Raw genomic sequence first — 17,551 nt, 5'->3', positions numbered from 1 at the left:
CATACAAAATAAACTTTCTAAATAAAAAAAGATGTTGAGGAAGAAAAATTTCTAACCTAACATCTCAATTAATATCATATTTTTTTATACGCCCCAACCTTTTTTCTAAACTTATGTGCTCCTATAAATATCAGAATTACAATTGCTCCAAATGTAATGGTAGACTGAATTAGTGGTGCCAAGTTATAAGGCTTTCCCAAGTAGAAATCTAAAAACTTTTCATCCCCTATGTGGTACATTGGCAAAAACAATCTTCCAATTGTGTTTAAAACTTTTGGCAGTGTTTCCTTTCCCACTCCCATCATTCCTGATGTAACCATGGCGAAAAAGTAAAAACTCATTGTAAAGGCATATGTTGTTCCAAACTTTCTTGTCCCATATGCAACTCCATGGGCAAGTAGCATAAATAGTGTAGCCAATATATAAAATAATAGCAAAGAGCCTATCAAACCCATGACTGAAGGTTTTTTTATTTCAAGGACTGTAGCAGCAACTATGATATACACCACCAAATCTATTGTTACATAGATTAAATTTGAAACAAGCTTTGCAAAGAAAAGTTTCTTTGGACTATTTCCAAAAAGTTCTAAGCGAAGTGGTATATCTTTTTCCAATGACTCTGCATACATTGCCGCATACCCAATGTGCATTGCAGAAAAAGGTATTACGATACAAAATCCCAAGAACAAAGCTGTCTGTACATCTGGAAGCATTTCCTTTGGCACTCCCTCTAAACCATTCTTCCCTATAATTATTAAAAGAAATAATGGTAAGAAAAGTCCAAATATTAAAAATAGTACATTTTTCATCATGGTTTTAAGTTCCATTATAACCAAGTATTTAAAGTTGTTTCTTTTCATTACTTCCTCCTCAATGCATTTATATACATTACTTCCATATCGTTGGATGTTCTTTCAAAGTCGATATCTTTTTGAACCAAAATCTTTTCAAGTTCAAGTTCTTCTTCATTATTATCTATGGAAATTACAACTCGACCTTCTGGGGCTTCAATTTTTTTATAATCCTTCATTAGCTCATCATCAAAATCCAAAGCACTAAATGAAATTATTCTATTTCCACAATATTTTTTGAAAAGAGCAGTTTTTGAACCATAGTCTACAACTTTTCCATTTTCTAAAATTAGAACATCATCCACGAGTCTTTCCAGTTCATCATAGTAATGGGAAACTAAAATCAAAGTGTCATCCCTATCCCTATACCACTTTTCCAAAAGCTCCATAAGTGAAGTTCTGGTTTGAAAGTCCAGACCAGAAGTAACTTCATCAAATATCGTTAATGGACTCTCCTGTGCAAGAACTAAAATCACTGTAAGTCTTTGCTTTTGTCCTCCAGAAAGATCTTTGTAAGTTCTTTTTAGTGCTGATTCAAACTTGAAAAACTTTATTAACTCCATAATCTTTTCACACTTTTCAAGCTTACATCCGATTATTGCTTCCATAACAGTTCTAACTGCTATGGTTTCTGGATAGTTATTATATTGCATATGAACTGCAATTTCATTTGTTGGAATATCCTTTACAATGCTTCCTTGATAGGGAACAAGCTCCATTATGGCATTGATTAATGTGGTTTTACCCGCTCCATTAGATCCTAAGATACCAAGTTTTTTATTCTTATCAATAATTATTTCATCTTCAATGGAAAGGGCAGTAAAATCGCCGTAACTCACATTAAGATTATTAATTTTAATCATCTTTTCGCCTCCTTAAAACCGTTAAAACTCCTTTGTTTTTATTTTTAACTTCAATATCAAGTCCAATCAAGTTTGAATAGTACTTTGCAATGTAGAGTCCAAGTCCCTTGCTCTTATTTTCAGTTGAAGATACAAAAGGTTCCATTATAGATTTTTCAATATCTGCTGGTATGGTCGCCTTTTCATTGTAAATACTTATCTCTTTCCCAATCTCTATGTCAATAAAACCATTTTCACTTGTATAGTTAATGGCATTTTCCAATATATTGTTAACGACTCTGCTAAATATTTCTGAGTCAGTATTTAAAACGCCATCCCCATTTAAATTAATTTTTAAATTCTTGTCACCAGCTTTAAGTTTATACTTTGAAATCTCTTTTTCAAAAGTATCTCTTAAATTAATATCTCTAAAAGAAAGTTCCCCAACTTCCTTTGTAGTTAGAAGAATTTCTGAAACCATGGAACTCATCTCTAACAGTTCACTTTTTAAAACTCTTAGATACTTATCCCTGTCTTCATATTTTCCAAGATTGTTGATCATGCCATCACATAGTAGGATTGACGCTGCAATAGGAGTCTTTAATTCGTGGGTTGCAGATCTTGTGAAGACTTCCTTCCTCTCTCCTTCAACCCTAAGCTTTTCAATATTTTTTCTTAAACTTTTGTCCATCTCAACTATATTTTTACTAAGAGTAGCAATTTCATCTTCTCCATCAAAGTTAATGGAATTATAATTTGGCGTTGAATTTTTTGAGACTTCACTAAACCTTTGTATCTTTACAATTGGTCCTACAATTCTCCTTGAATAAAGACTTGAAACAACTATTACAAGTAATATCAAAACTAAAACTATCATTGGAATGCTTGATAAAACCACTGGAAGTAGGTCTTCAATTCTTGGAGCTATAAAAGAGTCAAGGGAAACTTTATAAAAACCATCTTCAGCAGTAATTAAAATGCAGTTGATGTATTCAGCCACATTTTCTTCCCTATAACCAAGGCTTAGCATCACAGTGTCTTTATTTAACTTTTTAAATTCAGTATATGAGTTTTTATCAGGCCTTTTAAAAGCTTCACTAAATTTTAAATCGCTTTTAATTCCCTCTATTTTAAAATTGTCCTGAATGTAGTTTTCGATCTTACCTGCTTCCCTTTCTATTTTATCTTCATCTTTGTCATCCATTTTTCGGTTCTTACCAGTCTTAAGCGAAATCTCTTCAATTCTTTTAAGACTTTGCTGTATTTCAGATCCACTAATGTCTACTTTTCCCTTTAAACCGATTGAGTTTAGTTTTATTTCATTAAAACCCTTATCAACTTCAATAAAAACTTGGTTCCCAAGTTTACTTATCTTCCGTAAATCCTTAGCACCATCAACCATTTCAAAATGAGATTTTTTAATCTCTTCAGTAATGCTTTCAATGTTATTATCTACGTACAGATTTGGTAATAGAAACGCCAAGTAGGAAACTATTATTATCAAAATTGTCACAGCAAGCAAAATGCTGTAGATTAAATTTTTCTTACCTAATTTCATTTTCACTAAACTTATATCCTATTCCAATAACGGTTTTGATATAATCCTTTCCAAGTTTTTTTCTAATATTTTTTATATGAGCATCAATTATTCTGTCGTTGCCTATATAATCCTCATTAAATGCGCCCATAATTAGCTGTTCCCTACTTAAAACCTTATTTTTATTTTTGTAGAGCATTTGAAGAATTAAAAATTCACTTAGAGTAAATGGAATTTCCTCTCCGTCAACATAAACTGTATAAGACTCTTCGTCCATAATAAATTCATGAGTAATTAAAACATTAGGTTTAATACGACGAAGTAAAGTCTCAATTCTCTTTATTAAAATAATCGGCGACACCGGCTTTACTAAATACTCATCAGCAAACTTATTAAAAGCAGACACCTGAGTACCTATGTCATCCAGGGCAGTGAGCATTATTACCCCAATGTTTTTTGTCTTAGGATTGTCCCTGATAAAAGATAAAACATCAATTCCGCTCATTCCTGGAACCATAATATCTAAAACTGCCAAGTCAATTTCTTCACTCTTTAATATTTCAACTGCCCTATTTCCGTCTTCGGCTTCAAATGTGGTGGCTCCAGAAACTTTTAAATATTCAACCAATACTTCCCTTATGTTTTTTTCATCTTCCAATAATAATATATTTGCCATTCCTCTCTCCTTAAGAATATATTATCAGCTTTATGTGAATTTTATATGAAGTTTTTGTGATTGTTTAAAATTAATTTGCTTAAAATAAAAAAGATGAAGCCACAGCAACATCTTTTCTATTTTTTATTCTATTTTCTCTTCTCTTCTCTAAATCCACTTTGTCTATCTGAAATTTTTAGTCCTCTACCATATACAAAATAGATTACCAATGAATTTATTAGCATAAGCAACACTGAATAGACCATGTTGACTGCTTTTGAGTCTAAAGTTGCCACAGCTGATGAATTTTGTCTTATAATTATACCAATTGTCTCGCTTCCAGGTGGATAAAGAAATGCAGACATATTGTACTCTGCTAAATTACCATTGAAGTTTAATGCGCATAGTGCTAATGCTGTTGGTAATACTGCCGGCAATACTACTTTAAAGAATGTTCTTAGGGAACTTGCTCCCAAGTTTTGTGAAGCTTCTTCCAGACTTGTATTAAAATTATAATATGCACTCTTCAAATATCTTAGCGTTGAAGGTATAACTGTAACTGTGTATGCAATTACTAAAATCCACTGGGATCCTATAACCGATTGATTAAAAATTAAAAATCTTGGTCTATCGTATATCATCATATAACCCAGAGCTATTAAAATTGATGGCACCAACCAAGGTATATAATAAAAGTATTCTAAACTTTTAATTAAATTATTACTTTTTGCTTTCATAACCAATCGTACAAGTATTAACATCATCATAACCGAAATTATAGCGGCAATTCCTGAGAATAAAAATGATCTTAGTAGCGGATTTAGGTTATTTGGATTAGTTAAAACATTTTTATAGTTTTGCAATGTAAAGTTTTTGATACTTATAATATTTCTTGAAAGTGCTTGTGTATCTAAGAATGATGAAATAACAATCATCACTCCTGGCAATGCTTGAATAATGAATAAAGCTATTGCAATTACATAAATAAATACTTTTGCTACTGGATTATGAATTTTTTGTTTTTTTAACCTCTTATTGCTGTTTGAAACAGACATATAATTCCCCTTTGATTCATTCCATGTCATAAATGCCAAGAGCAATATTTGAAATGCAGCTAAGACAAGTGAAAGTACTGCTGCTATGTCTCTTGATCTTGGTCTGTTTGCAAAGGTTAAAATCAGAGGAGAAATTGTTTGAAAATTCTTTCCTCCAACCATAAGCGGTGCTGCAAATGATGCAAGACCTGTTTGAAAGGTAATTATTATTAGAGTTATCAAAGTTGGTTTAACTATTGGCATAACAACTTTAAATAATATTTGCATCTGGTTACTTCCTAAGTTTTTAGCTGAATCTATCAGTTCGTTGTCTATTCCATTTATTGCATTTCTAAAAAAGATCATGTATTGGTGAGTACAACCAAATGTCATGACAAAGAAAACTGCGAAGGCTCCGCTAAACCATCCTGGGTTTAGGTTCGGAAATATTTTTAACAAAAATTGAGTCAATATTCCAGTCTTTCCATATACATATAAGTATCCACTATTTAAAATAACTCCCGTAAAAACTAATGGTGACATGTATGCAATTCTAAATAACTTAGAAAATTTCAAATCAAAATAATCTGTTAATAAGACCTGAGTAACTCCTACAATTGTCGTAGTCACCATGAGAACAAGACCTGTCAAAAGGGAATTTTTTATCGCCGTCATAGCTCTCTTGGAATTTAATACTTTTCTAATTGCGTTTAGACTAAATCCAGATCCATCATAAAATGAGCTTGCGATTATAGATATTGTCGGCAAAATTATAAACGCTATTGCAAACCACAGTATGATTAAAATTATAAATATTTTTGGTAAATTTAAATACCTATTTTTTTCATAACTTTTATTCTTAGAAGTCATCATAACTACACCTCATATTCTAAGATGTCTTCTGGATTAATATATAAATCTATTTCATCTCCAAGAGCTATGTTTTTAGTTGAGTCATTCTTCTCTAAAATTGTAAGATTTGAATTGAGCACATTTACAACATATTGAGAATAAGCTCCCTCATACATTACCTTTGCTACTTTTCCCTTGATTTTTATTGTTTCAAAATCTCCTACTGGATTAAGAAGAATCTTCTCATTTCTTATATAGTTATTTTTTCTCTCATCAAATTTTATTTTTGATGAATTTTCGTTTATATAATTTAATAGTTCACTGCTTATCTTGTTGGATTCTCCTATAAATGTACATACAAACTCTGTCTTGGACTTATCATATATTTCAAATGGCTTTCCTATCTGCTCCACATGTCCCTTGTTGAACACGGCAATCCTGTCAGACATTTCAAGTGCCTCTTCCTGATCATGAGTAACATAGATTGCTGTCATTCCAGCCTTTCTTTGAATTTCCTTCATCTCTTGACGCAGTTGTTTTCTAAGCTTTGCATCTAAGTTTGATAGCGGTTCATCAAATAATATAAGTTTTGGATCTTTCGCCAAGGCTCTTGCTATGGCAACTCTCTGTTGTTGTCCTCCCGATAATTCAGAGACATTTCTCTTTAAATGTTCCTCTTTTATTTCAACCAGGTTCGCCATTTCGATTACCTTTTTATGTATCTTTTCTTTTGGCATCTTCATTATTTTTAAACCATAGCTGATATTATCATAAACTGTCATGGTAGGAAAAAGCGCATATGACTGAAAGACCATTCCTATTTTTCTTTTTTCTGGAGGTACATTTGTTATATCATGACCCTCTAAAATAATTTCCCCTTTATAAGGCTTGATGAAGCCTGCTATAGATCTTAGTATCGTAGTCTTACCGCATCCAGAAGGACCCAAAAAAGTAAAAAATTCTCCTTCTTCAATATTTATGTTTACATCTTTAACAGCAACATAATCCCCATATCTTATTTCTATATCTTTTAACTCTATCATCTTTAATCCTCCCAGTTTAAACAAAATGCGGGAAAGCTCCCGCATTTTATCTAAATTATTATGGCATAATTTCTAATTCAAATTTTTCAACCCATTCATCAAGATGTTCATTCAATACATTCCAATCTAAACTCATACGATCAGTTTGTTCGAATAACTCAAGAACTCTTGGATCTGCAGCTTCTCTTGCATTGTTATTTGCAGGAACTGTACCAAAATCTTTTGCCCAAGCTTTTTGTACTTCTGCGGTTCCCCACCATTCAGCAAATTCTTTTGCTACTGTATAGTCTGCATCTTTACCATGATTCATTATACCAACTTGTTCAGCCATGGAAAATACACCCTTTTCAGGATTTATTGGAACAGCTTTTATATCAAATTCTTTTTCAGCTTTGATAATTCCACCAGAGAAATAGTAACTAAACTTTAATTCTCCGTCTTTAACCATTGTTATAGCTTTTTGAAGTGAACCTAAACTATTTTCAGCTTCTACTGTCTTGCCATATTTGTAATAGTCTTTTGCTAATTGCCATCCCTTTTCAGAAACACCAAGTTCACCATTTTCATCTAAGTTTTGAAGAAGTATAGGGAATACTATCTTTTGGTTTGTAGAACTTGTTAAATTTCCTGGAACATAATATTGATCTTTAAACTTTTCTGTAGCAAGCTCTTCATATGATTTTGGAGCATCTGCCTCAGTAAGTTGATTTCCATCATAATAATAGAAAATACGTTGTTCAGCCCAAGGATAATAATATCCATCTCCATAGATTAAGTCGCTATCTATTTCAGACTTCCAATCAGGATTCCATTCAACAAACATATTGTCCCCTTGTAGTTTTGAGAATCCTCCTTCGTCAAGACCAATTACAACATCTGCTTGAGGGTCGTTCTTTTCTGCGATTAATCTTTGAAGCAAATCTCCACCTGGAATAAACACTACTTCAACCTCAAATCCAGCTTCCTTTGACTTTTCTTCAAGCCATGTTATTTTTTCATCTGCAAAAGAGTTGCTATAAAGAACTATTTTTTTATCTGCAGAATCTTTTGAATTTTCTTGTTTTTCTCCTGTTTCAGTTTTAGAACCCATTTCAGTGCCATCAGTATTATTTGGCTTATTACAAGCTACCAATGTAATAGATAATAAAAGAAACATTGCTAAAACACGTAATTTTGATTTCACTAATATCATCCTTTCTATATATAATCAAATTCATTATAACATACTTATTTTTCTTTTCACATAATCTTAATTTTTATAAAAAAATAGCAATCAGTGAAAATTTAATTATTATCTGTTATACTATACATGAATTTTTAAATAAAGGTGATTATGATGAATAGAATTGCGATAGTTAGTGATACCCATGGACTTTTTTTAGACGAGACCGCTAAGTTAATACTTGAAAATAACTGTGAATACATAATTTTTTTAGGAGATTTTTATTTGGATGGTCCCGTACTTGAAGAGAAGACTTCTTTAAAATGTGTAAGCGTATTGGGAAATAATGACTTTAAAATTTACGATAAATATGAAGATGAAGCAGTTGTTGAAATAAATGGATATAAGATATTTGCCTGCCACGGTCATAAGTATAGAGTTGAAGATGATTTAAAAAGACTTCAAGAAAAAGCAAAAAAAGAAAATTTCGATATCTGTTTATTTGGTCATACCCATGTGTACCATGATGAAGTAATAGATGGCGTTCACTATTTTAATCCAGGCAGCCCAACAATTGCAAAATATAATTATGACCCTACAAGTTTTGCAATTCTTGATTTAAGTGATGGAGTACATTTTGAAAAAATAATATTGTCTCCACCAATATCAGAAAGAAAAATAAAGTAACATCATCAATAAACACATTAAATAGTTAGGAGGCATTAGCCTCCTATAATTTATCTTGCCTTTTACTTTAATTACTTCCTTACAATAAATTTTAAATATGAATACGAAAAACAAATAAAAATTTCATCAAAAAACTGTTGAGTTCATATTGATGTGTACCCATAAAACTGGACACATTATTAAATTAATTATTTGCAAGAGGATGCTATCCTATATTTTATAGGTGGCATCCATTTTGTTTTTGATTGAATTCTTTCGTTATTGTAATAATATATATATTCCTCAATTGTTCTTGAAAATTCTTCAAAAGAACTATAGCTCTTTTCATAACCATAAAAAACTTCATTTTTTAACCTGCCAAAAAATGTTTCCATGATAGAGTTATCATAACAATTGCCTTTCCTTGACATTGATTGTTTTATGCCATGTTTTTTTAGTTCATTTACGTAATAATTATGTTGGTATTGCCAACCTTGATCTGAATGAAGTATCAAGTCATTTAGTTTTGGAAATTTGCTAAATGCTTTTGTTAACATATTAGATATTTGTTTTAAATTAGGACTTAAGGATAAATCGTAAGAGATAATCTCGTTGGTATACATATCAAGTATTGGAGAAATGTAGCATTTACCCCATGAGAAGTTAAATTGAGATACATCAGTGGTCCATTTTTGTAGAGGTCTATCTGCATTGAAATCTCTATTTATTATATTATCAGCTACTTTACCTGTTTTTCCCTTATATGAGTGATATTTTTCTTTAGGTCTTTTTCCAAATAGTTTTAGTTCATGCATTATCCTTTGAACTCTTTTATGATTTATTGTATATCCTTGATTCAATAATTCTCTATATACTCTTCTGACACCGTATCTTCCTTTATGATAGGTGAATATCTCAGATATCTTATTTTCTATATGCTTATTCCTAATACTAACAACATCAACTTTTTTCATTTCAAAATAGTATGTTGACCTTGGCAAATCAATAGCTATTAAAAGATATTTTAGTTTGTATCCTTTGTCTTTGAGTTGTTTGACAATCGCTGCTTTTTCGCCTTGAGTTGCGCAGCGTAACGTTTTTCTCTCAAGGCGATCTCTTTTTTTATTATTTCGTTTTCAGCCTTTATATATTCATTTTCTGCTCTAAGTCTTATTAACTCTTCTCTTTCAGATTCATTAAGTTCTTTTGGTTTATGGATATTTGTCTTTTTCATGGTTGTATTTTTAGATTTACGACCTTTCTTCTTATTTACAAGACCATTATATCCATAAATTTTGTAATTGTTAACCCATGAATAAAGTTGTCCCTCATTAATTCCTTTTTCTATTGCAGTAGACTTTATTGATTTTCCAGCTATCACTTTAGATACAATTTCTAATTTCTCATCAGGTGTCCAATTAATATTACTTCCATGTTTTAAAATTTCTGGTCCATGAAGTTCTTCTAACCTAAACCACTTTCTAATTGAATCATGAAAGTTTTTTTCTTCAACTCCTTCAGGTGTATCAGGCCATTTACCTTCTCTATACAATTGTACGCATTCTTTTTTGAATTCATAACTATATTTCATAAAAATACCCTCCTTACTGGTTTGTCCAGTAAAGAGGGTACATATCATTCGTACCCAACAGTTTATTTTGTTACTTTATTATTTAATTAATTCTCACAAATATCATCTTACCCGCCGCTGTTTGAAGCACCGATGTAACTGTTGCATCAACAGTCTGGCCGATATATTTTTTACCGTCTTCTACAACAACCATAGTTCCGTCTATTAGGTATGCAATACCTTGGTTAGACTCTTTACCATCTTTGATTATTGTAACTGTCATCTGCTCTCCAGGTATGACTATGGATTTCATTGCATTTGCAAGTTCGTTTATGTTTAATACTTCAACATTTCTAACTGCCGCAACTTTGTTTAAATTGTAGTCGTTGGTTACAAGTTTTCCACCAACGTCAAGCGCCATCTGTAAAAGTTTTGAATCAACTTCTTTTATTTCACGATATCTCTTATGGGATACTTCCACAGGTAAACTTGATTCATTTTGAATCATTCGAAGTATATCAAGACCTCTTCTGCCCTTTTTTCTTCTCAAGTCATTTTCAGAATCTGCAATATGTTGTAACTCCTCAAGTACAAATATTGGAATTACAATCTTTCCGTCTAAAAATCCTGTGTCAATAATATCTTTGATTCTACCGTCTATAATTACAGAAGTATCTAATATCTTTATTAAATCATCTGAAGTCTCTTTGACAGGTCTATCTATACCAGCTTTTATCTTCTCTAAAATACTTCCAGTTTCTCTAAACCACTGCATACCCAGTCTCATACCTATGTATCCCAGTGTAATGTAGATTATTATAGAGAGTATAATAAATGGAACGTTTCCAACAACTGGTAATTTTATTTGGATTATCAACATTGAAATTAGAAAAGCCACAAAAATTCCTAAGATAGTGCCTACTGCTGTACTGATAAGTTCCTGAACAGAAAGTTTTTTCATGTGTGTGGAAGCTTTTTCAGTAGATTTCTCTAAGCCCTTCAACATCTTTGGGAAAAAATTATAAAAAATAATAGCAAAAACAATAATACCTAAAACATATATGCCTATTCTCCAATACTTTGGTAATCCTGAAATAACTTTAGTCTTGTCAATCAAGTAGACTATGGTAAAACCAAAAATTGCCCCTAAGAGAGTCATAAGTATATTGACTACTCTTTTAGCCAAAATAACACCTCCTTTTAATTTTCTTCATTTTTAAATAAATTTTCTAAATTTTTTTCAACTTCAGCCACTTTCTTACCCTCTACAACTGAAAGTTCTGAAATTAACATCTTCTTTGAACTGTGTAAAAGTTTTTTTTCTGCCATGGACAGACCTCTATCAAGATCTAAAGTGTATAAATCTCTAAACACTTCCGCAATGCCTTCAAGTTCTCCTAAACGAAGTTTTTCGAGATTTTCTCTATATCTTGCATTCCAATTGGAATTAATTTCCACATCCTTTAACTTTAATATTTCAAGAATGTTTTCTATTTCAGATTCGTCTACAATGGTCCTTATTCCCATGTCATTGATCTTATCTATAGGAACAGATATTCTTATTTCTCCAACGGGAATTGAGAGAATGTAGTATTCTTTTTCTACTCCAAGTATGGTTTTTAGTGTCTTTTCAACTATAACTCCTGCCCCATGCATCGGATAAACTATTCTATCTCCTATTTCAAACATTTTTTCACCTCTAATATCATTATAGTATATAAATCAATTTTGGTAAATATAATATTACATCAAATTTCAAAGAATATGTCAAGTATTTTTATAAAAAATAGGGAAGCCGTCTTGTAACAACTTCCCTTACCTATTTATTTTATTTCAGAAACGTCAAAGCCAATGTCTTCTACTGCCTCTTTTAGTTTCTCTATTTCTACATTATTGTGGCTTACTTTAACTTCTTTTGTGGAAAGATCCACATCTACATTTTCAACACCTGAAACTCCCTTTAATGCCTTTGTCACTGAAGCTTCGCAGTGTGAACAAGTCATTCCGTCAATGATTAATATTGTTTCCATACTTTCCTCCTATTTAAATGATTTTAATCTAAGTGAATTGGTTACAACTGAAACAGAACTAAATGCCATTGCTGCCCCTGCAATCATTGGATTTAAAAATCCCAGTGCTGCAATTGGTATTCCTATTACATTGTAGAAAAATGCCCAAAATAGATTTTGTTTTATGGTTCTCATTGTCCTCTTTGAAAGTTCTATAGCTTTAACAACAGAGTATATGTCTCCATTTATTATAGTTATATCTGATGCCTCGATGGCTACGTCAGTTCCTGTACCAATGGCAAAGCCTATGTCCGCCTCTGCCAGTGCTGGTGCATCATTAATTCCATCTCCTACCATAGCTACAACTTTTCCATCAGACTTTATCTCTTTTATCTTATCTGACTTGTCCTGTGGCAATACTTCTGCAAAAACTCCTTCGATACCAAGGCTTTCCCCAATTGCATTTGCTGCCCTCTTGCTGTCTCCTGTAATCATATAAATTTCTATACCCATTTCATGGAGTTTTTCTATTGCTCCTTTAGAACTTTCTTTCACTTCATCTGCAACAGAAATTATTCCAAGAAGTTTTTTTTCGTCAAATAGCATTAGTGGAGTCTCTCCCTTTTCCTGAAGCATTTCTATATCTTCTAAAGAGTAGGAAATATTTTTTTCATCCATAAGCTTTTTATTTCCGATAAAGTATTTAACTTCATTTATAGTTCCAGAAACTCCCATGCCTGTTAGTGAATTAAAATTTGAAACTTCAACAGTTTCAATTCCCTTTTCCTTGCAGTAATTTACCACAGCTTCTCCCAGTGGATGTTGTGATGCATTCTCTAATGACGAAAATATTTTAAGCATATCGTCTTCATTCATATGGGAATAATTTTCAACTGACTTTACAACGGGTTTTCCTTCAGTTAGAGTTCCAGTCTTGTCAAAGACAACTGAGTCGATTTTACATGCCCTTTCTAAATATTCTCCTGACTTTATCAATATTCCAAGGTTTGCCCCACGTCCTGTCCCAACCATGATGGCTGTTGGTGTGGCAAGGCCAAGGGAACATGGACAGGCAATTACTAAAACTGCAACAGCGTGCATTATGGCAGGATCTATTGATTTTTTTAAAAACCATGTGAGAGCAAAGGTAATAATCGCAATTACAATTACTGATGGTACAAAAATTCCCGCTATTTTATCTGCGAGTCTTTGTACTGGCGCCTTATGTTCCTGTGCTTGTTCAACCAGCTTTACAATTTGTGAAAGCATTGTGTCCTTACCAACCTTGGTGGCCTCAAACTTTATAAATCCATTTTTATTTATTGTTCCACCAATAACTTCGTCACCAACTGTTTTTTCACTTGGAATTGACTCTCCTGTTACCATAGCTTCATCAATAGAGGTTTCTCCAAAAATAATTTTTCCATCAACTGCAACTTTTTCTCCCGGCCTAACGTCGATTATATCTCCTACTACAACTTCTTCTATGGGTATCTCTATAACCTCGCCATTCCTTTCAACAACTGCAGTCTTTGCCTGTAGCTCCATAAGCTTATTAATGGCATCGGTGGTTCTTGTCTTTGCCCTTTTTTCAAAATACTTTCCAAGAAGTATTAAGGTTATTATCACTGCAGAGGACTCGTAATAGAGTTCACTTGATCCAATAATGGTGTGATAAAGTGAAAAGAAAAACGCCGCGGATGTGCCCATGACGATTAAAACGTCCATGTTGGCTCCTCCACCTCTTACCGAATTAAAGGCTCCTTTATAAAATCTTCTTCCAATATAAAACTGCACTGGAATTGCAAGGGCAAGTTGAACCCATCCATTTGAAAGTATTGTATGAACTCCTGCCATATGAAAGAACATTGCAGAAAAAAGTGGTATTGTAAATATTAGAGAGATGATTAAGTCCCTCTTTAATCCCTTTAACTCATTGTCATCACGATTTATAACATTGTCTTCATCTTTAACAACAGTAGCACCATAACCTGCCTTTTCAACCTGCTTTATAATTTCTTCCTCCGTTACAAGGCCGTTTTTAAAACGTACCACTCCCGAGTTAGTAATTGAATTTATAACGGCTTCTTCAATGGGAAGCTTGTTTAGTAATTTTGTAATTCTTGCGGCACATGCCTCACAGCTCATACCTGTAATATCTATCTTTACGGTTTCCATAGGCACTTCATACCCCGCCTTTTCAATTTTTTGTGGAATTTCATTAATATTTTCTTCCGAATTTAATTCCACTGTGGCAAGTCCTGTGACAGAATTTACATTTACACTTTCAACTTCCTCCATCTTTGAAAGTACCTTTTCAATTCTCGCAGAGCATGCTTCACAGGTCATCCCCTCTACTTTTATATTTAACTTTTTCAAAGCATCACCCTTCCTTCTATTGATAATTGTTACTACTTATATTATACCCCTTACAGCTTTTGTTAAAAGGGGTATAATATATCTATACCCATAAGGAGGATAAAATGATTAATTGGAAAGAGGAGCGTAACCTGTCACTACTTGCAGACTTTTACGAGTTTACAATGGCAAATGGTTACCTAAAAGAAAAAGTACATGAACATATAACCTACTTTGATCTATACTTTAGATCTGTTCCAGACAATGGAGGTTTTGCAATCTTCGCTGGTCTTGAACAATTTGTAGATTATATTAAAAACTTACACTTTGAAGAAGATGACATAGAATATTTTAAGAGCAAGGGCATCTTCTCTGACGAATTTATTGATTATCTAAAAAATTTTAAATTTGAATGCGACATTTGGGCAATGGAAGAGGGAACAGTCGTATTTCCTAATGAACCCCTTTTAATAGTTAGAGGTCCAGCTATTCAAGCACAGATGATTGAAACAATGTCCCTAATACTTATAAATCATCAAACGCTAATCGCTACAAAGACAAATAGAATTATTAAATCCGCAGATGGAAGAGCTGTTATGGAGTTTGGATCAAGAAGGGCACAAGGTGCAGACGCTGCTACAATTGGTGCAAGGGCTGCGTACATTGGTGGAGTTGTAGGAAGTGCAAATGCATACGCTGACAAACTATTTGGAGTTCCTGCACTTGGTACAATGGCACACTCATGGGTTATGATGTTTGAAAATGAATATGAAGCATTTAGAGCCTATGCGGAAACTTTTCCAGATGATACAACGTTACTTGTGGACACTTATGACACATTAAAGTCTGGAATACCAAATGCTATAAAAGTGTTTGATGAAGTTTTAAAACCAATGGGCAAAAGACCTTCAGGAATTAGACTTGACAGTGGTGACATTGCATACCTTTCCAAAAAGGCAAGAAAGATGCTTGACGAAGCAGGATATGAAGACTGTAAAATAGTTGCCTCTTCTGCATTGGACGAGTTTAAAATAAAAGATATGCTGGACCAAGGTGCAAAGGTTGACTCCTTTGGCGTTGGAGAAAGGCTTATTACGTCAATGTCACATCCAGTGTTTGGTGGAGTTTATAAACTTGTTGCAACGGAAGAAGATGGCAATATCACACCTAAGATTAAAATTAGTGAAAACGTAGAAAAAATAACTACACCAGGATTTAAACAGGTTTATAGATTTTATGACAACAATGACAACAAAGCCATAGCAGATTTGGTATGTCTTCACGAAGAAGAGATTGAAGATGATGAAATAGAAATATTCCATCCAGTGCACACATGGAAGAGAAAGACTTTAAAAAATTTCCACACAAAGAAACTTTTAGTTCCAATCTTTAAAAAAGGAGAACTGGTTTACGATTTGCCTTCCCTTGAGGATATAAAGAAAAACAAAGAAAGAGAAGTTGATACACTTTGGGAAGAAGTTCAACGTTTTGAATTTCCTCACATCTATATCGTTGACCTATCTCAAAAACTTTGGGACATAAAAAATGAAATGATAAATAAAGCAAAAATATTTTAAAAATAAGGGGCTACCAATCGGTAACCCCCTTTTATTATCCAAAAATCTTTGGCGCAAGTAATTTAATTAAAAATACAATTGCAAGCACTATCATTAATGGAGAAACGTCTTTCTTCTTTCCTCCTGCAAGTTTTAAAATTACATATGATATCATACCAAAGCAAATACCTTCAGCTATTGAATATCCAAAAGGCATCATTATAATAGTTATGAATGATGGAATAGCCTCTGAATAATCATTTAAATCCACATCCAAGATTGGACTCATCATAAACACTCCAACTATTACAAGGGCCGCTGATGTTGCTGCTGGTGGCACAATTGAAAATAGTGGGAAGAAGAATAGCGAAATTAAAAATAATGCTCCTGAAGTTAAAGATGTAAGTCCTGTTCTTCCTCCTTCTGCAACTCCTGATGCAGATTCAACAAAGGTTGTAACTGTAGAAGTTCCAAGAAGAGCTCCACATGTTGTTCCAATTGCATCAGCCATTAGAGCCTTTGACACACCTGGAAGATCTCCCTTTTCATCAAGCATATCTGCCTTTGCTGCAACACCTGTAAGTGTTCCAACTGTATCAAATATATCTACAAATAAAAATGTGAACACAACCATCAACATCTCCCATGTAAATATATTATGTGTTTCAAGTTTAAATGCAATTGGTTTTAAGCTTGGTGGAAGTGAAAATATAGTTCCAGTTTCAGGAAGCTTTGTAACTCCAAGTATAAGTGCAAGGACTGTTGATGCTACTATACCGATTAATAATGACCCCTTTACATTTCTTGTGGAAAGTATTCCCATAACCAAGAATGCAAAGAAGAAAACTATTGCTTCTTTAGAATAGATATCTCCAAGGGCAAGGATAACTCCATCTCCCTGAACTATAAGATTTGCTGAAGTAAGTCCTACAAGTGCAATAAACATACCAATACCTACTGACACTGACTTCTTTAAAGAAAGTGGTATTGAACTAAAGATTGCTTCTCTAACCTTAAAAAATGATAATAAAATAAATATTAATCCTTCTAAAAATACTGCTGTAAGTGCAAACTGCCAGCTCTTTCCCATCTTAAGCACAACGGAATAGGTAAAGAATGCATTTAGTCCCATGCCTGGTGCCAATACAAATGGCATGTTGGCATATAGCCCCATAAGTAAAATTGCAATTACTGACGCAAGTATTGTAGCTGTGAAAACTGCACCTCTGTCCATTCCTGCCTCTGAAAGTATGGATGGATTTACAACTAATATATATGACACAGTCATAAATGTTGTAATACCTGCCATGACTTCAGTACGAACATCTGTCTTTCGTTCATTAAGTTTGAAAAACTTAGCTAATTTTTCTGACATTTTTCCCTCCTAAAAATTTATTACATATGAAATTATACAAG

16 protein-coding genes are annotated in these 17,551 nt (G+C 32.8%); 2 read left to right on the top strand and 14 right to left on the bottom strand.

Annotation, left to right across the window (positions count from 1 at the left end):
- Positions 1 to 74: 74 nt before the first annotated feature.
- The 7 genes from BN2746_RS05715 to BN2746_RS05685 all read right to left on the bottom strand — a co-directional run bounded on the left by BN2746_RS05715 (position 75) and on the right by BN2746_RS05685 (position 7,997).
- Positions 75 to 860 (bottom strand): hypothetical protein, encoded by a 786-nt coding sequence (locus BN2746_RS05715; protein WP_055078832.1) that lies wholly within the window; start codon positions 858 to 860, stop codon positions 75 to 77.
- On the bottom strand, positions 860 to 1,714 hold the full coding sequence (locus tag BN2746_RS05710) for an ATP-binding cassette domain-containing protein (protein WP_055078831.1): 855 nt from the start codon (positions 1,712 to 1,714) through the stop codon (positions 860 to 862). The genes BN2746_RS05715 and BN2746_RS05710 overlap by 1 nt, the downstream gene beginning before the upstream one ends.
- Positions 1,707 to 3,251, bottom strand: a complete 1,545-nt coding sequence (locus tag BN2746_RS05705; protein ID WP_055078830.1) for a sensor histidine kinase — start codon at positions 3,249 to 3,251, stop codon at positions 1,707 to 1,709. The genes BN2746_RS05710 and BN2746_RS05705 overlap by 8 nt, the downstream gene beginning before the upstream one ends.
- A complete protein-coding gene (locus tag BN2746_RS05700) occupies positions 3,238 to 3,906 on the bottom strand; it encodes a response regulator transcription factor (RefSeq protein ID WP_055078829.1) in 669 nt (222 codons plus the stop codon). Before BN2746_RS05700 ends, BN2746_RS05705 begins: the two co-directional genes overlap by 14 nt.
- 128 nt (positions 3,907 to 4,034) lie before the next feature.
- Complete coding sequence (locus BN2746_RS05695; protein WP_082420216.1) at positions 4,035 to 5,792, bottom strand: ABC transporter permease; 1,758 nt, start codon at positions 5,790 to 5,792, stop codon at positions 4,035 to 4,037.
- Between the two features lie 2 nt (positions 5,793 to 5,794).
- Complete coding sequence (locus tag BN2746_RS05690) at positions 5,795 to 6,814, bottom strand: ABC transporter ATP-binding protein (protein ID WP_055078828.1); 1,020 nt, start codon at positions 6,812 to 6,814, stop codon at positions 5,795 to 5,797.
- A gap of 58 nt (positions 6,815 to 6,872) precedes the next feature.
- A complete protein-coding gene (locus BN2746_RS05685) occupies positions 6,873 to 7,997 on the bottom strand; it encodes an extracellular solute-binding protein (RefSeq protein WP_055078827.1) in 1,125 nt (374 codons plus the stop codon).
- A 153-nt stretch (positions 7,998 to 8,150) separates the two neighbouring features.
- Between BN2746_RS05685 and BN2746_RS05680 the strand changes: the two genes are divergently transcribed.
- Complete coding sequence (locus tag BN2746_RS05680) at positions 8,151 to 8,663, top strand: metallophosphoesterase family protein (protein ID WP_055078826.1); 513 nt, start codon at positions 8,151 to 8,153, stop codon at positions 8,661 to 8,663.
- 188 nt (positions 8,664 to 8,851) lie between these two features.
- Here BN2746_RS05680 and BN2746_RS05675 read toward each other — a convergent pair whose 3' ends face one another.
- The 6 genes from BN2746_RS05675 to BN2746_RS05650 form a co-directional block, all read right to left on the bottom strand.
- Positions 8,852 to 9,703, bottom strand: coding sequence for an IS3 family transposase (locus tag BN2746_RS05675; RefSeq protein ID WP_077064906.1), 852 nt, complete (start codon positions 9,701 to 9,703; stop codon positions 8,852 to 8,854).
- The gene (locus BN2746_RS05670; RefSeq protein WP_055078319.1) at positions 9,667 to 10,233 is read right to left on the bottom strand and encodes a helix-turn-helix domain-containing protein; all 567 of its coding nucleotides are present in this window, start codon (positions 10,231 to 10,233) and stop codon (positions 9,667 to 9,669) included. Before BN2746_RS05670 ends, BN2746_RS05675 begins: the two co-directional genes overlap by 37 nt.
- 82 nt (positions 10,234 to 10,315) lie before the next feature.
- Positions 10,316 to 11,398, bottom strand: coding sequence for a PIN/TRAM domain-containing protein (locus tag BN2746_RS05665; protein ID WP_231718328.1), 1,083 nt, complete (start codon positions 11,396 to 11,398; stop codon positions 10,316 to 10,318).
- A 14-nt stretch (positions 11,399 to 11,412) separates the two neighbouring features.
- Positions 11,413 to 11,901 (bottom strand): CarD family transcriptional regulator, encoded by a 489-nt coding sequence (locus BN2746_RS05660; RefSeq protein ID WP_055078825.1) that lies wholly within the window; start codon positions 11,899 to 11,901, stop codon positions 11,413 to 11,415.
- Positions 11,902 to 12,035: 134 nt separating this feature from the next.
- A complete protein-coding gene (locus BN2746_RS05655) occupies positions 12,036 to 12,242 on the bottom strand; it encodes a heavy-metal-associated domain-containing protein (RefSeq protein WP_055078824.1) in 207 nt (68 codons plus the stop codon).
- 9 nt (positions 12,243 to 12,251) lie between these two features.
- A complete protein-coding gene (locus tag BN2746_RS05650; RefSeq protein ID WP_055078823.1) occupies positions 12,252 to 14,600 on the bottom strand; it encodes a heavy metal translocating P-type ATPase in 2,349 nt (782 codons plus the stop codon).
- A 104-nt stretch (positions 14,601 to 14,704) separates the two neighbouring features.
- Here BN2746_RS05650 and BN2746_RS05645 point away from each other — a divergent pair, with 104 nt between their 5' ends.
- The gene (locus BN2746_RS05645; RefSeq protein ID WP_055078822.1) at positions 14,705 to 16,156 is read left to right on the top strand and encodes a nicotinate phosphoribosyltransferase; all 1,452 of its coding nucleotides are present in this window, start codon (positions 14,705 to 14,707) and stop codon (positions 16,154 to 16,156) included.
- A 34-nt stretch (positions 16,157 to 16,190) separates the two neighbouring features.
- On the opposite strand, the gene BN2746_RS05640 is transcribed toward BN2746_RS05645, so the two are convergent.
- Positions 16,191 to 17,510 (bottom strand): NCS2 family permease, encoded by a 1,320-nt coding sequence (locus BN2746_RS05640; RefSeq protein WP_055078821.1) that lies wholly within the window; start codon positions 17,508 to 17,510, stop codon positions 16,191 to 16,193.
- Positions 17,511 to 17,551 lie beyond the last annotated feature (41 nt).

The organism is Lagierella massiliensis (assembly GCF_001407835.1).
Taxonomy (GTDB): Bacteria; Bacillota; Clostridia; order Tissierellales; family Peptoniphilaceae; genus Mediannikoviicoccus; species Mediannikoviicoccus massiliensis.
The sequence above is the reverse complement of the archived record's forward strand: the minus strand, read 5'-3'. Positions and strand labels throughout refer to the sequence as shown.

Coding starts and splice junctions, on each gene's coding strand:
- BN2746_RS05710 (WP_055078831.1), bottom strand. CDS start 1,714: ATGATTAAAATTAATAATCTTAATGTGAGTTACGGCGATTTTACTGCC.
- BN2746_RS05705 (WP_055078830.1), bottom strand. CDS start 3,251: ATGAAATTAGGTAAGAAAAATTTAATCTACAGCATTTTGCTTGCTGTG.
- BN2746_RS05640 (WP_055078821.1), bottom strand. CDS start 17,510: ATGTCAGAAAAATTAGCTAAGTTTTTCAAACTTAATGAACGAAAGACA.
- BN2746_RS05645 (WP_055078822.1), top strand. CDS start 14,705: ATGATTAATTGGAAAGAGGAGCGTAACCTGTCACTACTTGCAGACTTT.
- BN2746_RS05655 (WP_055078824.1), bottom strand. CDS start 12,242: ATGGAAACAATATTAATCATTGACGGAATGACTTGTTCACACTGCGAA.
- BN2746_RS05715 (WP_055078832.1), bottom strand. CDS start 860: ATGAAAAGAAACAACTTTAAATACTTGGTTATAATGGAACTTAAAACC.
- BN2746_RS05695 (WP_082420216.1), bottom strand. CDS start 5,792: ATGATGACTTCTAAGAATAAAAGTTATGAAAAAAATAGGTATTTAAAT.
- BN2746_RS05680 (WP_055078826.1), top strand. CDS start 8,151: ATGAATAGAATTGCGATAGTTAGTGATACCCATGGACTTTTTTTAGAC.
- BN2746_RS05660 (WP_055078825.1), bottom strand. CDS start 11,901: ATGTTTGAAATAGGAGATAGAATAGTTTATCCGATGCATGGGGCAGGA.
- BN2746_RS05700 (WP_055078829.1), bottom strand. CDS start 3,906: ATGGCAAATATATTATTATTGGAAGATGAAAAAAACATAAGGGAAGTA.
- BN2746_RS05670 (WP_055078319.1), bottom strand. CDS start 10,233: ATGAAATATAGTTATGAATTCAAAAAAGAATGCGTACAATTGTATAGA.
- BN2746_RS05690 (WP_055078828.1), bottom strand. CDS start 6,814: ATGATAGAGTTAAAAGATATAGAAATAAGATATGGGGATTATGTTGCT.